This window comes from Martinezella sp. CNPSo 3795 (assembly GCF_057784475.1).
Map to the genome: position 1 here is coordinate 983,964 of NZ_JBXSOQ010000002.1, position 15,142 is coordinate 999,105.

General features: G+C 61.6%; 12 protein-coding genes. 11 read left to right on the forward strand and 1 reads right to left on the reverse strand.

From position 1 onward, the window contains the following. Nucleotides 1-84 precede the first annotated feature (84 nt). The 4 genes from AC13QY_RS09440 to AC13QY_RS09455 are packed head-to-tail and all read left to right on the forward strand — an operon-like array spanning nt 85 to nt 3,644. Nucleotides 85-1,026, forward strand: a complete 942-nt coding sequence (locus tag AC13QY_RS09440) for an ABC transporter permease (protein WP_488493362.1) — start codon at nt 85-87, stop codon at nt 1,024-1,026. Next, a complete protein-coding gene (locus tag AC13QY_RS09445) occupies nt 1,026-1,904 on the forward strand; it encodes an ABC transporter permease (RefSeq protein ID WP_488493363.1) in 879 nt (292 codons plus the stop codon). Before AC13QY_RS09440 ends, AC13QY_RS09445 begins: the two co-directional genes overlap by 1 nt. Beyond that, nucleotides 1,905-3,113 carry an amidohydrolase/deacetylase family metallohydrolase gene (locus AC13QY_RS09450; protein ID WP_152095270.1) on the forward strand — a complete coding sequence of 403 codons (1,209 nt, stop codon included), beginning with the start codon at nt 1,905-1,907 and terminating at the stop codon, nt 3,111-3,113. 18 nt (nt 3,114-3,131) lie between these two features. Next, nucleotides 3,132-3,644 (forward strand): RidA family protein, encoded by a 513-nt coding sequence (locus tag AC13QY_RS09455; protein WP_112724315.1) that lies wholly within the window; start codon nt 3,132-3,134, stop codon nt 3,642-3,644. A gap of 67 nt (nt 3,645-3,711) precedes the next feature. On the opposite strand, the gene AC13QY_RS09460 is transcribed toward AC13QY_RS09455, so the two are convergent. Further along, entirely contained in the window at nt 3,712-4,545 is an 834-nt protein-coding gene (locus AC13QY_RS09460) for an IclR family transcriptional regulator (RefSeq protein WP_152095271.1), read from the reverse strand. A gap of 92 nt (nt 4,546-4,637) precedes the next feature. Between AC13QY_RS09460 and AC13QY_RS09465 the strand changes: the two genes are divergently transcribed. From AC13QY_RS09465 to AC13QY_RS09495, 7 genes are all read left to right on the forward strand, one after another. Beyond that, nucleotides 4,638-5,834, forward strand: a complete 1,197-nt coding sequence (locus AC13QY_RS09465) for an aminotransferase class V-fold PLP-dependent enzyme (protein ID WP_488493364.1) — start codon at nt 4,638-4,640, stop codon at nt 5,832-5,834. A gap of 32 nt (nt 5,835-5,866) precedes the next feature. Beyond that, complete coding sequence (locus AC13QY_RS09470; protein ID WP_488493365.1) at nt 5,867-7,690, forward strand: ABC transporter ATP-binding protein; 1,824 nt, start codon at nt 5,867-5,869, stop codon at nt 7,688-7,690. Nucleotides 7,691-7,842: 152 nt separating this feature from the next. Continuing rightward, nucleotides 7,843-8,844, forward strand: a complete 1,002-nt coding sequence (locus AC13QY_RS09475) for a LacI family DNA-binding transcriptional regulator (protein ID WP_488493366.1) — start codon at nt 7,843-7,845, stop codon at nt 8,842-8,844. Beyond that, nucleotides 8,834-10,612: an adenine deaminase gene (locus tag AC13QY_RS09480; protein ID WP_488493367.1), complete on the forward strand. Its 1,779-nt coding sequence runs from the start codon at nt 8,834-8,836 to the stop codon at nt 10,610-10,612. The genes AC13QY_RS09475 and AC13QY_RS09480 overlap by 11 nt, the downstream gene beginning before the upstream one ends. Before the next feature lie 47 nt (nt 10,613-10,659). Continuing rightward, the gene (locus tag AC13QY_RS09485) at nt 10,660-12,012 is read left to right on the forward strand and encodes an NCS2 family permease (protein WP_488493368.1); all 1,353 of its coding nucleotides are present in this window, start codon (nt 10,660-10,662) and stop codon (nt 12,010-12,012) included. A gap of 166 nt (nt 12,013-12,178) precedes the next feature. Then, on the forward strand, nt 12,179-14,536 hold the full coding sequence (locus tag AC13QY_RS09490) for an Orn/Lys/Arg family decarboxylase (RefSeq protein WP_113332118.1): 2,358 nt from the start codon (nt 12,179-12,181) through the stop codon (nt 14,534-14,536). A 22-nt stretch (nt 14,537-14,558) separates the two neighbouring features. Then, entirely contained in the window at nt 14,559-15,119 is a 561-nt protein-coding gene (locus AC13QY_RS09495; RefSeq protein WP_113332119.1) for a GNAT family N-acetyltransferase, read from the forward strand. The last annotated feature ends 23 nt before the right edge of the window (nt 15,120-15,142 follow it).

A 15,142-nucleotide genomic window follows, 5' to 3' on the forward strand; every position in this document is an offset into this window, starting at 1 on the left:
TTTCCGTTCGGAGTTGCGAGAGAGCAAAGAAATGGAGTGGCTCCGCGATTCGAAGAAAAGCGGCGCGCTCTGGGGACCGACGCAATGATACGCTACATCCTTCAACGTCTTGCTGGCATGATCGTCGTGATGTTTCTCGTCGTCACGATCGTTTTCGTGATCGTGCGCGTGACCCCCGGCGATCCAGCCGCCGTCATGCTAGGCCCGGATGCGACGGGGCAGGATATTGCCGAGCTGCGTACCCGGCTTGGCCTCGACCAGTCGATCTTCGTCCAATACCTGTTCTATATCGGGCAATTGCTGAAGGGCGATCTCGGCCAGTCGATCTTCCTCAATATCCCGGTCTCCTCCGCACTTCTTGAACGCGCCGAGCCGACCTTTTTCCTGACCCTGTTCTCGCTCCTCATCGCTGGCGTGATTGCGTTGCCGATCGGCATCTATGCCGCCTATCGGCGGGGATCGCTCGTCGACCAGGCTTCGATGGCGATCGGCATGCTGGCGGCGAGCATACCGAGCTTCTGGCTTGGCCTCATCCTGATGCAATTCTTCGCGGTTCGCCTGGGGATGTTTCCGGTTTCCGGCTATGGTGGGCCGGGCACGAGCTTCCTGGATCGCATGTATCATTTGACGCTGCCGGCCGTCGCACTTGGTCTCGTCTCCTCGGCGCTGATCCTGCGCTTCACTCGTGCCTCGATGCTCGACGTGCTTGGAGACGACTATATCCGCACCGCCCGGGCCAAAGGGCTGATCGAGCGCCGCGTCGTCCTCAAACATGCGCTGAAGAACGCGCTGATCCCCATTCTCACCGTTCTGGGACTGACGGCCGCGGTTCTCATTTCCGGCGCTGTCGTCACCGAGACCGTCTTCGGCCTGCCGGGTGTCGGAAGCCTCGTCGTCTCGGCGGTGCTGCGCCGCGATTATCCGGTGATCCAGGGGGCCCTGCTCGTGATCGCCGGCCTCTACGTCCTGATCAATTTTGCGATCGACATGCTCTACCTGCTGGTTGATCCGAGGGTACGCTACTGATGGCCGATATCGCAACCGATACACCAAAGCAGGTGCCAAGCGAGCGAAGCAAGTTCCTTCGCCGGCTTCTGAAGCGCAAGACCGTCGCCGCCGGTCTCATCGTGCTGGCAATCTTCGTCCTGCTCGCCGTGCTTGCGCCATGGATCGCGCCCTATTCGCCTTCGAAACTCTCGATCGTCAACAGACTGAAGCCGCCAAGCGGGGTTTACTGGTTCGGCACCGACGAATTCGGCCGAGATATCTTCTCCCGCACCATCTATGCAGGACGGCTATCGCTGCTCGTCGGAGCAGCCGTCGTGGCGCTGTCGGCGGCGATCGGCGTCACTCTCGGCTTGCTCGCCGGCTTTTTCCAGAAACTGGATACCCCAATCGCCCGCCTGATCGATGCGATGATGGCGTTTCCGGATATCCTGCTTGCCATCGCGCTTGTCGCCGCCCTCGGCCCGTCGCTGACGACGGTCATTGTCGCGCTATCGATCGTCTATTCGCCGCGGCTGGCCCGCATCGTCCGCGCCTCGACGCTTGTCATCCGCGAACTTCCTTATGTGGAGGCGGCCAGGGCTCTCGGCATCTCGACATTCCACATTATGACGCGGCACGTGCTTAGAAACCTCCTGTCGCCGATCCTGGTGCAGGGTTCGTTTCTCTTCGCCAGCGCCATGCTCGCCGAAGCCGGGCTTTCGTTTCTCGGCCTCGGCGTCAGCCCCGAAATCCCAACCTGGGGAACCATGATCGCCGCCGGCCGTCAATATATCGGCCAGGCCGACTGGATGACCTATTTCCCCGGCTTTGCCATCATTCTCTCCGTGCTCTCGCTGCAGATGGTCGGCGACGGCCTGCGGGACATGCTCGATCCAAGACTTCGAAAGGACTTGTAAATGACCGGTGAAAAAGCGGGCAAGCCGCTCCTCCTCACCAATGTGAAGCCCATGGCTTTCGGTGGCGATACCGCCGCCGGCGTCATCGACATCCTCGTCGGCGCCGACGGCAAGATCACCGCTTTCGGTCCACAGCTTGCCGCTCCCGGCGATATCGAGCGCATCGACGGCAAGAGCGCCTGGATTTCTCCGGGCTGGATCGATCTGCACGTCCACATCTGGCATGGCGGCACCGACATCTCGATCCGCCCATCCGAATGCGGCGCCGAGCGCGGCGTCACGACGTTGGTCGATGCGGGCTCGGCCGGCGAAGCCAATTTTCATGGCTTCCGCGAATATATCATCGAACCATCCAGAGAACGCATCAAGGCCTTCCTCAATCTCGGTTCGATCGGCCTCGTTGCTTGCAATCGCGTCCCCGAACTGCGTGATATCAAGGATATCGACCTCGACCGCATCCTCGAATGCTATGCCGAGAACAGCGAGCATATCGTCGGCATCAAAGTGCGTGCCAGCCACGTCATCACCGGCTCCTGGGGGGTCACACCCGTCAAGCTCGGCAAGAAGATCGCCAAGATCCTGAAGGTGCCGATGATGGTGCATGTGGGCGAGCCGCCCGCGCTCTATGACGAAGTGCTCGAAATTCTCGGACCGGGCGATGTCGTCACCCACTGCTTCAACGGCAAGGCCGGATCGAGCATCATGGAGGACGAGGACCTCTACAATCTCGCCGAGCGCTGCGCCGGCGAAGGCATCCGGCTCGATATCGGCCATGGAGGCGCCTCCTTCTCGTTCAAGGTCGCGGAAGCGGCGATCAAGCGCGGCCTGCTGCCCTACTCGATCTCGACCGACCTGCACGGCCATTCCATGAACTTCCCGGTATGGGATCTGGCGACCACCATGTCCAAGCTGCTCTCGGTCGGCATGCCATTCGACAAGGTGGTCGACGCCGTCACCCATGCGCCAGCCTCGGTCATCAAGCTTTCGATGGAAAACCGGCTGTCGGTCGGCGAGCGCGCCGATTTCACCATCTTCGACCTCGTGGATGCGGATCTAGAGGCGACGGATTCGAACGGCGACGTTTCACGCCTGCGGAAGCTGTTTGAGCCGCGCTACGCTGTCATCGGCGCGGAGGCGATCGCCGCCAGCCGCTACGTGCCCCGCGCCCGTAAGCTCGTCCGTCATAGCCACGGCTATTCGTGGCGGTAGTCGAAACATTAAGATCGAATGGCAGGAGCATACGTGAACACGTCCCCAACACAGGCCGCTTCAGCAGCGCAAACACCCTACCAGCGACTGGCTGCGCTCGGCATCGCGCTGCCGCCGCCGCCACCGCCGATCGCTAATTTCGTGACCCATGTCCGCGAAGGCAATGTGCTCTATCTTTCAGGTCAAGGGCCGCGGGAAGCAGACGGCCACCTCCATTCCGGCAAGGTCGGTGGTGACGTGGGCGTCGACCGGGCCTACCAGCATGCGCGGCTAACTGGCATCAACCTGCTTGCTGTCATGCACGGCGCGCTCGGCGATCTCTCCCGGGTGAAGCGAGTGGTCAAGCTGCTCGGCATGGTCAATGCCGTGCCGCATTTCGAGGATCATCCGAGCGTCATCAACGGCTGCTCGGACCTCTTCATCGAAGTCTTCGGCGAAGCGGGCCAACATGCCCGTTCGGCCGTCGGCTTCGGCTCGCTTCCCGGCAACATCACGGTCGAAATCGAAGCGATCGTATCACTTAACGATTAGTTTTTACGCAATTCCGGACGCAAAACCGCGTCGCGCTTTTGCTGGAATTGCTTTAAGGAGGACGAATTCAGTGGTTGCGCCAGCCCATCAGCTTTTCGATTCGCTCGGCGGCCGCGCGCACCTGTTCGCCATAATGGCTGCCGTCGGACACGGCTTTCTGTTCGGGAAGCACGATCGAAATGGTCGCGACACATTGACCATCCCGGTCCACGACCGGCGATGCGATGCAGGCAACCGCATAATCGGACTCCGCCACCTGGATCGACAAGCGCTCCTTAAAGGCCTTGCCCGCGGCCTCGGAAAGCACGGCGGCATCGACCTCGGCCCGACCGGTCGGCGAGGTGCGGGCACAGCGCTTGAAAAGCTCGATCCTTTCGCCTTCCGGCAAATGCCCCACCAGCAGCCGACCCGAGGCAGTCCAGTTGAGCGGCACGCGCGTTCCGACGCGAGAGGCGACCTGAAAATGGCTCGGCCCGTCCGCCATCGCCAGCACCAGCATGGAATCGCCGTCGCGGCCGCAGACTTGCACCGTCTCGCTCGCCTGCCGGCAAAGATCGTGCATTTCGCGGGTGGCGATGCTCATGAAATCGAGCGACCGGGCATAGGCGAGACCGTAGTGGTAAAGACGGGCGCCGAGCCAGACGGAACCGTCGCCATTGCGGCCAAGCATGTTCTTTTCGACCAGATCGTCGATGATCACATAGACGGTCGAAAGAGGCGCTTTGATCCCCTTGGCGATCGCGTAGGCGCCAGCCGGCGCGCCGGTTTCATACAGATAATCAATGACCTGCAGCGCGCGGTCGATGCCGCTGACGCGCGAACGGCGCGCGCCTTTGGTTTCCCCTTCCACGATAGAATCGGCGTCTTCAGGGGGTGCGGCGGGTAGGGTCTTGGCGTCCAAGTCAACGCTCCTCGTGAGATTTCGAGAAGCTATTACATTACTATGGCATAGCTGTCGATGACAATCGGCAGTCGTCACTTTGGAGAGATAGAATGTCCGATGATATCCGTAGCAAGATCGGCCTGAGGCCCGTCATCAACGTATCAGGTACCATGACGAGCCTCGGCGCATCGATCGTCGTGCCTGAAGCCATTGCGGCTATGACGGCGATCCTGCCGCAATTCGTCGAGATCAACGACCTCCAGCGCAAGGCCAGCGCCGTTATCGCCCGGCTGACGGGCGGCGAGGCGGGCTTCGTGACGGCATCCTGCTCCTCCGGCATCAGCCTCGCCGTCGCAGGCGCCATCACCGGCAACAACCTGCTCGCCATAGAGAAGCTACCCGATGCCGCACCGGACAAGAACGAAGTCATCGTGCAGATGGGCCATGTGGTGAGCTATGGCGCCCCCGTCGATCAGGCGATCCGCCTTGCCGGCGGCAAGGTCGTTCTGATCGGTCAAGCGACCTCGACACACCGCTTTCACATGGAAAATGCCATAAGCGAGAAGACGGCGGCAGCCGTCTATGTCGTATCCCATCATGTGGTCGATTACGGCTTGCTGCACCTGACCGAGTTCGTCGAGATCGCGCACGCCAAGGGCGTGCCCGTCATCGTCGATGCCGCTTCGGAGTACGACCTCAGGCTCTTCCTGGCGCAGGGCGCCGACATCGTGCTCTATTCCGGCCATAAGTTCCTCGGCGGCCCCACCTCCGGCATCGTCGCCGGCAAGAAGGAGCTGGTGCGCAACGCCTTCCTGCAGAACATGGGCATCGGCCGCGGCATGAAGGTCGGCAAGGAAAGCATCTATGGCGTGATGGCGGCACTGGAAGCCTGGGAAAAGCGCGACCATGCCGGCATCCGCGAACGCGAGACGGGCTATCTGAACCTGTGGAAGCGAACTCTCGACGGCCGCCCCGGCGTCACCGCCCTGATCGAGCTCGATCCTACCAACAACCCGCTCGACCGCATGCGGGTCATCATCTCTGCGCCGGAGGCGCATATCAGCGCCTGGGATCTTGCGGCAGCGCTTGCCCGCGGCAACCCCCCGGTAATCGTCCGCGACCATGAGGTGGAGCATCACTATTTCTATCTCGATCCATGCAACCTGCATCCCGGCCAGGAGGCCATTGTCGCGACCCGGCTTGCCGAGGAACTCGACAAGGCGCGCGCCTCCAACGAGATCATCGTGACACCGATCGAGAACCGCAGCCGGCATCGCTTCGACGGCGTGCTGAACTGGCCGGACTGAGCTGTGGCAGGGATCGCAAGAAGGGAACAAGCATGAGCACGTCGCAGGCAAAGGCCCCCGAACCCATCCTCTCCGTCGAAAACCTCACCACCTCATTCCTGGTGGACGGTGCATGGAAACCCGTCGTGCGCAATGTTTCCTTCTCGGTCGCGCCGGGCGAGACGGTGGCGATCGTCGGCGAGAGCGGCTCGGGCAAGAGCGTCACCTCGCTCTCGATCATGCGACTGCTGCAGAGCGATTCAAGCCGCATCGAAGGCAAGATCCTGCTTGGCGGCCGCGACCTGCTTTCTCTTCCCGAACATGAGATGCGCAAGGTGCGCGGCAACGACGTGTCGATGATCTTCCAGGAGCCGATGACGTCGCTCAATCCGCTCTTCACCATCGGTGACCAGATCTCAGAGGCCTTGCTCTGCCACAGGGACATGTCGGCTGCGGACGCCAAGGCCGAGACGATCCGGCTGCTCGAAAAGGTCCGCATTCCCTCGGCCGCCTCGCGCTTCGACGAATATCCGCACCGCTTTTCCGGCGGCATGCGCCAGCGCGTCATGATCGCCATGGCGCTCGCCTCGAAGCCGAGGCTGCTGATCGCCGACGAGCCGACCACCGCTCTCGACGTCACGATCCAGGGCCAGATCCTCGACCTCATCAAGATGCTGCAGGACGAGGAAGGAACTTCCGTCCTGTTCATCACGCATGACATGGGTGTGGTGGCGGAAATCGCCGATCGCACGGTCGTCATGTATCGCGGCGAGCAGGTGGAGACGGGCGCGACGGCCGACATCTTCCATGGCGGCCAGCATCCCTATACCCGCGCGCTACTCTCGGCGGTGCCGGTGCTCGGTTCGATGCAATCCTATGAACGACCGCTGCGCTTCCCCGTCGTCGATACGGCAACGGGAGAATCCGACACACCAGCCGAGGTGCCCGATACGGTCGCAAAGGAAAAACCGGCGCTGCAGGTCAAAAACCTCACCAAGCGCTTCGACATTCATTCGGGCCTCTTCGGAAAGCTCAAAGGCCGGGTGCATGCGGTGGAAAACGTCTCGTTCGATCTCTTTGCCGGCGAAACATTGTCGCTTGTCGGCGAATCCGGTTGCGGCAAGTCGACCACCGGACGCGCCATCATGCGGCTGATCGAACCGCAATCCGGCTCCGTCATCGTCGATGGCCGCGACGTGCTCTCGCTTGGTAAACGTGACATGCGCGAGATGCGTAAATCGGTCCAGATGATCTTCCAGGATCCCTTTGCCTCCCTTAATCCGCGCATGACGGTCGGCCAGGCGATCGCCGAACCCTTTCTCGAGCACAAGATGGGAACAGCACGGGAAGCGAAAGAGATCGTCGCCGATATGCTGCGTAAGGTGGGCCTGACCCCTGACATGGCAAGCCGCTATCCGCACGAATTCTCCGGCGGCCAGCGCCAGCGCATCTGCATCGCCCGCGCCCTGGCACTGCAGCCGAAGGTGATCGTCGCCGACGAAAGCGTGTCCGCGCTCGATGTATCGATCAAGGCGCAGGTCATCAACCTGATGCTCGACCTGCAGCAGAGCCTCGACCTTTCCTTCCTGTTCATCTCCCACGACATGGCCGTGGTCGAGCGCGTCAGCCATCGCGTCGCCGTCATGTATCTCGGCGAAATCGTCGAGATCGGCCCGCGCGCGGCCGTTTTCGGCAATCCGCAGCACGACTACACGAAGAAGCTGATGGCAGCCGTTCCTGTGCCGGACCCCGATCGCCGACGCGAAAAACGCATGGCAGCCAGTGAGGAGTTGAAAAGCCCCATCCGGTCCGTCGATTATCTGGTCAAGCCGCGCGCGTATCGAACCGTCTCTTCCGGCCATCTGGTTGCCGTCTGATACAGCAAGCCGGTCGACCGGAAGGTCCTTCGTCATCACCAACAGGCGCCACCATCGGCGAAACCGCGTTTCATCCTCGCGCAGTTAAAGACGCTCTTGCAAAAGCGCGCCGTGTTGATTAAACGATTAATCAAGGAAACCGGAGCGCGCTGTTGGAGAGTCAGACACGCCCTACCTCGATTCGGGAAATCGCAACCAAGCTGGGTGTCTCCACGGCAACGGTCTCGAATGCCCTGCGCGGTACGGGCCGGGTGTCATCAGCCCTTGCGGAGCAGATTCGCCTGGAAGCGGACAGGCTCGGCTATGTGCCTGACCATGCGGCCCGCGCTCTGCGCACCGGCAAGAGCAATACGGTCGGCCTGCTGGTTCCGAATATCGGCCAACCCTTGTTTCCCGCTTTTGCCCAGGCCATCGAGCGAGCCGCCAAGCGGCGCGGTCTTGCCGTTCTCATCGGCGACAGTCAGGGCGACCCGCAGCAGCAGGAATTCGAAATCAGGACCATGATCGCCCGCGGCGTCGATGCACTGATTGTGATACCGACGCGCGGCACGACCATTGCGCCTACGGATGTCCCGGTGCCGGTCGCCGTCATCGACAGCGCCGCCACGGTCGGCAACATCGCTGCCAGCGATCATCGTCAAGGCGGGCGCCTGATCGCACGCCATCTGCTCGAGCTTGGTCATGACAGCATCCTTATCCTCGCCGGCCCGGAAAATTCGCTGGTGGCGCGCGAGCGCGTCGAAGGAATGCGCGAAGTCTTCCGCCAGGCCGGCGTCGAACCCGCATTGCGACACAGCGATGCGACGTTCGAGGCCGGCAGCGCTCTCGGCCGCGAGCTCGATCTGCGGCATTTTACGGCCTGTGCCGCCGCCTATGATGCGCTCGCCGTCGGCTTTGCCATAACCCTCAAGGACAGCGGCTTCAGCATTCCGGAAGACATATCGCTCACCGGCTTTGATGATCTGATGTGGGCTCAAATCGTCTCTCCACCACTCACGACCGTCCGGCAGGATCTGGAAGCCGTGGCAAACCATGCCCTCGCCTTCGTTGCCGGAGAAATCGACATCAGCGGAATATTCCCGACGGAACTCGTCTTGCGGCAATCCACCGCGCGCCCATCCGCTTTCGCCAAGGGAGGCAGACATGCTGAATGAACCCCACGACCTCCATTCACCCGAGCTGCGCGATCGCGCCGTCCGGGCGGCATTGGGCCTTGAGCCGTTCGATGTGCTGATTGCCGGCGGAACGCTCGTCGATGTCGCGACCTCGGAAATGAGGCCAGCCGATATCGGCCTTGTCGGCCCCTTGATCGCAAGCGTCCATGCCTCGGGGACAAGGGAGGACGCAAAGCAGACCATCGACGCTTTAGGACGCTTCATCGCGCCCGGATTTATCGACACGCATATGCACGTCGAAAGCTCGATGGTGACGCCAAGGCGATACGCCGAAACGGTCGTTCCCCAGGGCACGACGACGGTCTGCTGGGACCCGCATGAAATCGGCAACGTCGCCGGCCTCGACGGTATTCGGTGGGCGCTAGAAGAAACACGCCAATCGCCGCTGCGCTTCCTGACCCTGGCGCCCTCCTGCGTCCCCTCGGCACCTGGCCTTGAGCTTGCCGGAGCGGAATTCCGCTCAGGCGAAATGGCAACCATGCTGAGTTGGCCGGAGATCTCCGGTGTCGCCGAAGTGATGAACATGCGAGGGGTCCTTGAGCGAAGCGAGCCGATGCGCGGCATCCTCGAGGCCGGACTTGCGAGCGGCAAGCGCGTCTGCGGTCATGCTCGCGGACTGGAAGGCGCGGAACTGCAGGCCTTTGCCTCCGCGGGGATTCAATCCGATCACGAACTTACATCGGGCGAGGACTTGCTGGCGAAATTGCGGGCGGGCCTTACCATCGAGTTGCGCGGCTCCCATGACTATGTCCTGCCCGGCGTCGTCGACGTGCTGAAAAAGCTGCCGCATCTGCCGCAAACGCTGACGATCTGCACCGATGACGTCTTCCCCGACGACCTCGTGAATGAGGGAGCGATGTCATCCGTTCTCAGACGCCTGATCGGCTATGGAATGAAGCCGATCGATGCCATCCGCGCCGCCACGCTCAACGCCGCCATGTGGCTGAAGCGCCATGATCTGGGACTGGTGGCACCCGGACGCCGCGCCGACATCGTCATCCTCTCCGATCTCGAAAAGATTGCGGTTGACCGTGTCTTTGCATCGGGACGTGAGGTCGCAAGAAGCGGCAGCCTCGTTGGAGCTAGCGAGTGCACGCCCTCGGATGCCTATCGCGACACTGTGGAGGTCGGAAGGCTTTCTGCTACCGATTTCGAGATCGAGCTGCCGGGCATGACTGATGCTCGCGTCAACACGATTGTCAGCCCACGGTTCACGAAATGGGGAGAGGCAACCGTCAAGGTCGAAAATGACAAGCTCGTTGTGCCTGACAATATGCTGCTGATGGCTGTTATTCACCGCCACGGAAGAAAAGAGTCGACACCCGTCATCGGCATCCTCGAAGACTGGGGTCACTGGAGCGGCGCGCTTGCGACGACGATATCGCATGACAGTCATAACCTCACCGTCTTCGGCCGGAACCCCGCGGATATGGCGGCGGCGGCCAATGCCGTCATCGAAGCGGGCGGCGGCATGGCAACGGCGGCCGGCGGCAAGGTCACAGCCCTGCTCGCCCTGCCCGTCTGCGGCTTGCTGTCGGATGCACCCGCAAAGGACGTGGCCGTCGACTTCGCCAGGCTGCGTGCCGCAGCCGATGCAATCGCCGACTGGATGCCACCCATTCGCACCTTCAAGGCGGTCGTCGGAGCAAGCCTTGCCTGTAACCCCGGCCCGCACGTCACCGATCTCGGGCTGACCGACGGAACCACCCAGGACATCAGACCGCTTCTGGCTTCAAGCCAAAATTGAGGTCACCAGCCAAACGGCGGCATCTGCCGACTTAGGAGATATAGACAATGACCTCAACTACGAATGTCGGGCAGCCGGGTGATACGTCAGAGCCGCGGTGGAAAACCTTTTTTCGCATGGGCGAGCGTAAGACCAATGCGAAGACGGAAATCATTGCCGGGATGACGTCCTTCCTGGCAGCGGCCTATCTCCTCGTCGTGATCCCTTCCCTGCTTTCCGCCGGTGGCATCGACCGCGCCGCCGCAACGACGGCAACCATCCTCGTCATCATCGGCGCGACCCTGTTCATGGCGCTTTATGCCAATATGCCCTTCGTGGTGGGGCCGGGCATTGGCGGCTCGGTTCTGGTGGGGCCGACGATGGCAGCCGTGGAGCATATTCCCTGGCAGACTGGCCTTGCCATCTCCTTCTGGTCGAGTGTCGTCTTCGTTCTGCTGACCGTCCTCGGTGTACGCCAGGTCATTGCCCGCATGGTTCCGGCCCAGATCAAGCTCGGACTGGGTGCGGCGATCGGATTGTTCATCGCGCTTCTCGGCTTCAAGAATGCAGGTCTCGTCGATGTCAACGCCAAGAGCCACGCGCTCATGCTCGGTTCGTTCAACTCGGGACAGGCGATCATTGCCGTCTTCGGCATCTTCCTCGCCGTCTTCCTGCGCGGGCGCAAAGTGCCGGGGCCGATCCTCTGGGCGATCCTGGGCAGCACGCTGCTCGGCATTCCGCTCGGCGTGACAAAGGTGCCCACCGCATTCTTCGGAGCGCCGCACGGCATCTCTGAGATCGGACTTCAGCTCGATTTCCTTGGTGCGCTGAAGATCGAATATTTCCCCTATCTCTTCGCCTTCTTCGCATCCGAATTCTTCTCGACCCTGGGCACGACGCTCGCCGTTGGCGCCAAGGCCGGCCTGGTCGATGAGGAAGGCAACATGGCGGACCTGGGCAAGCCGTTCCTCGTCGATTCGATTGCCGCCACGATCAGTCCGCTGCTCGGCATTCCCTCCGCCACGGCGCTGGTCGAGAGCGCGACAGGCGCGGAAGCCGGCGGACGTACCGGTTTTGCTTCACTTGCAACCGCAGCCCTTTTCGCGCTCACTTTGCTTTTTACGCCGATCGCGCTGATGATCCCGGCAGCCGCCACGGCACCCGCCCTGATCCTCGTCGGCATGTCGATGTTCAGCGCGCTGAAGCGTGTCGACCTGGAGAATTTCTCCGACGGTCTCTCTGCCCTGATGATGGTCCTTCTGACCCTGGTCTCCAACAGCTTTGGAACCGGCATCGCCGGAGGACTGCTGTTCTACGTCATCGTCAAGGTCTTATCGGGAGAAGCAAGGCAGGTGTCTATCGGCATGTATCTTCTCGCCATCCCGCTTGCCTATTATTTCTGGACCGTGGCCGCTCACTGAGCGGCCACAAATCCATAAGTTGTGCACCCGCGATCCGGCATGAAACGGCGGGCTGGCGACGTGACCGGCGGTGGCCATCAATACGGTTTGGGACGTCCTCTATTCTGTCACATCCATGTCATGAAATGCGCCGACACCTCATCCCAGATCAAGAGCGGGTATCGACATGGATTATTTCAGACGTTTCAACTTTCTGTTCGCAACGCCAACCTTCGACAATGAGGACCTGGAAGGCGCCCGCTATAATCAGATCGTCGAGGAGATCGAACGCTCAGGTTTCGAGGTGGTGCGCGCGCGCAATCTCGAAGATGCCGAGATCGCCGTGCAGACCGACGCGGCCATCGGCTGCATGCTGGTGGACTGGGGCAAGAAGGGCCTCGAAGGCAAGACGGCCGCCCTCATCAACCTCATGCGCCGGCGCGGCCTGGAATTCCCGATCATCCTCCTGATCCGCCGCAAGCGCTTCGAGGATGTGCCGGTCGAAGTCCTCGATTTCATCGACGGCTACGTCTTCCTCTCCGAGGAAACGCCCGCCTTCATCGCGAAAAGCCTCATCAGCCGGCTGAAGCAATATGCCGAGACGCTGAAGACGCCGTTCTTCGGCGCGCTGGTCGATTATGCCGAAGAGGGCAATCATCTCTGGACCTGCCCCGGGCACAATGGCGGCATCTTCTACAGCCGCAGCCCCATCGGCCGGGTCTTCATGGAGCATCTCGGCGAAGCGGTGTTCCGCGACGACCTCGACAACTCCGTGCTCGATCTCGGCGACCTTCTGACCCACGAGGGACCGGCTCTCGCCGCGCAGAAGGAGGCGGCCAAGATCTTCGGCGCCGAAAAGACCTATTTCGTGCTGAACGGCACCTCCACGTCCAACAAAGTCGCGCTCTCGGCCCTCGTCACCGACGGCGATCTCGTGCTGTTCGATCGCAACAACCACAAGGCCGCCCATCACGGCGCGCTAATGATCTCGGGCGGCATTCCGATCTACCTGCCGACCAGACGCAATCTCTATGGCCTGATCGGTCCGATGGATTTCGCCACCATGGACGAGGACGCGCTGCGCGAGCGCATTCGCACCCATCCGCTGGTAAAAGATCCGGAAGCCTACAAGAAGCCGCGTCCGTTCCGCGTCGCGGTCGTGGAGCAATGCACCTATGACGGCACCATCCACAATGCCGAGATGATCCTAAAGCGCATCGGACATCTGTGCGACTACATCCTTTTCGACGAGGCATGGGCGGGCTTCATGAAGTTTCACCCGCTTTATGCCGGGCGCTTTGCCATGGGCCTTTCGGACCTCGGCCCCGATGCACCCGGGATCATCGCCACGCAGTCGACCCACAAGCAACTCGCAAGCTTTTCGCAGGCCTCGCAGATCCACATGAAGGATAGGCACATCACGGGCCAGAAACGCCGCGTGGAACACCGTCGCTTCAACGAAAGCTTCATGCAGCACGCCTCGACCTCGCCCTTCTATCCGTTGTTTGCCTCGCTCGACGTCGGCGCGCAGATGATGAAGGGCCGTTCGGGCGAAGTGCTTTGGGACGACACGATCCGCCTCGGCATCGAACTGCGCAAGAAAATCCGCGCCGTACGGCGCGAATTCGAGGAGAAGGAACATCGTCCCGAACGCCGCTGGTTCTTCGAGCCCTTCGTGCCGGATCGGGTCGCGATTCCTGATGTGGCAAGCCCCGGTGCTGTGCACGATGTGCCTTGGGAGAGCGTCGCGACCGATCAGCTCGCCACCAATCCCGCCTTCTGGCACCTGACACCCGATGCGGCATGGCACGGCTTTTCCAGCATGGAGCCGGGTTTCGCCATGACGGATCCGAACAAGCTCACCCTGCTTACCCCCGGCTTTGATCGAGCGACTGGAAAATATACGGAACACGGCATTCCAGCGCCTGTCGTTGCGCAATATCTGCGCGAAAACCGTATCGTCGCGGAAAAGAACGACCTCAATTCGCTGCTCTTCCTGCTCACACCCGGTGTCGAAGCCAGCAAGGCCGGCACCCTGATCAGCGGCCTTGTCGCCTTTAAAAAGCTTCATGACGACAACGCGCTGCTGGAAGAGGCCATTCCGGAATTCTACCGCCGCCGTCCCGGCCGTTATGCGGGCGTGCGCCTGCGCGATCTTTGCGCTGACATGCACAATTTCTTTCGTCAGGCCGATGTCAGCGCCCTGCAGACGAAGCAATTTTCCGCAGAACACCTGCCGCCGATCGCCATGTCGCCGCACGATGCCGCGCGCTGCCTGGTGCGCAACGATGTCGACTATCTGCCGATCGACGCCATTGCCGGCCGCATCGCGACGACACCCTTCGTCGTCTATCCCCCGGGGATTGCAACCATCGTGCCCGGCGAGCGCCTGACGGAACAGGCAAAGCCCATGATCGACTATCTCAAAATGTTCGAAACCTGCTTCAACACCTTCCCCGGCTTCGAGGTGGAGATCCAGGGCCTCTATCGCGAGATCGATGCATCCGGCAAAATCCGGCTCTATACCTACGTTGTCGCGGAATAGGCTTGGAAATTCAGGTTCGGACATGAAGCAGGATAAAACAATCATCGTTCGCCCATCCCGGGAGAGCGACGTCGATGCCATGCTGGCTATCTATCGCCGTCATATTCACCGCGGGGTCGAAGCCGGGGTCGATGATAGCGACACGCCGCAGCCGGACGATCTGCGCGAACGGCGCAAGAATTTGAAGGACCGCCGCTTTCCGCATGTCGTCGCGATCGAGGGTGAGAAGGTCGTCGGCTATGCCTATGTGGTGCTGTTCCGCAAGCGCCCGGCCTATCGCTATACCGTCAAGCATTCGATCTATGTGCATCACGACCATGTCGGCCAGGGTGTCGGAAGCCTGCTCATGCGCGGACTGATCGACGCCTGCGCGGCGGCCGGCTTCCGACAGATGATCGGCTATATCGACGCGGACAACGTCGCTTCGCTCGCCCTGCACGAACGCTTCGGCTTCGTTCGCGTCGGCCTGCTGCCGGCTGTTGCCTATCGCTACGGCCGCTGGGCCGATACCGTGATGGTCCAGCGCTCGCTCGGTCCCGGCTCAACCACGCAGCCGCCTCCGCCGCCGCTCTCCACCCGCTGAAGCAGAAGGACCTGTTGTCGGCC

Coding starts and splice junctions, on each gene's coding strand:
- AC13QY_RS09440 (WP_488493362.1), top strand. CDS start 85: ATGATACGCTACATCCTTCAACGTCTTGCTGGCATGATCGTCGTGATG.
- AC13QY_RS09445 (WP_488493363.1), top strand. CDS start 1,026: ATGGCCGATATCGCAACCGATACACCAAAGCAGGTGCCAAGCGAGCGA.
- AC13QY_RS09450 (WP_152095270.1), top strand. CDS start 1,905: ATGACCGGTGAAAAAGCGGGCAAGCCGCTCCTCCTCACCAATGTGAAG.
- AC13QY_RS09455 (WP_112724315.1), top strand. CDS start 3,132: ATGGCAGGAGCATACGTGAACACGTCCCCAACACAGGCCGCTTCAGCA.
- AC13QY_RS09465 (WP_488493364.1), top strand. CDS start 4,638: ATGTCCGATGATATCCGTAGCAAGATCGGCCTGAGGCCCGTCATCAAC.
- AC13QY_RS09470 (WP_488493365.1), top strand. CDS start 5,867: ATGAGCACGTCGCAGGCAAAGGCCCCCGAACCCATCCTCTCCGTCGAA.
- AC13QY_RS09480 (WP_488493367.1), top strand. CDS start 8,834: ATGCTGAATGAACCCCACGACCTCCATTCACCCGAGCTGCGCGATCGC.
- AC13QY_RS09485 (WP_488493368.1), top strand. CDS start 10,660: ATGACCTCAACTACGAATGTCGGGCAGCCGGGTGATACGTCAGAGCCG.
- AC13QY_RS09490 (WP_113332118.1), top strand. CDS start 12,179: ATGGATTATTTCAGACGTTTCAACTTTCTGTTCGCAACGCCAACCTTC.
- AC13QY_RS09495 (WP_113332119.1), top strand. CDS start 14,559: ATGAAGCAGGATAAAACAATCATCGTTCGCCCATCCCGGGAGAGCGAC.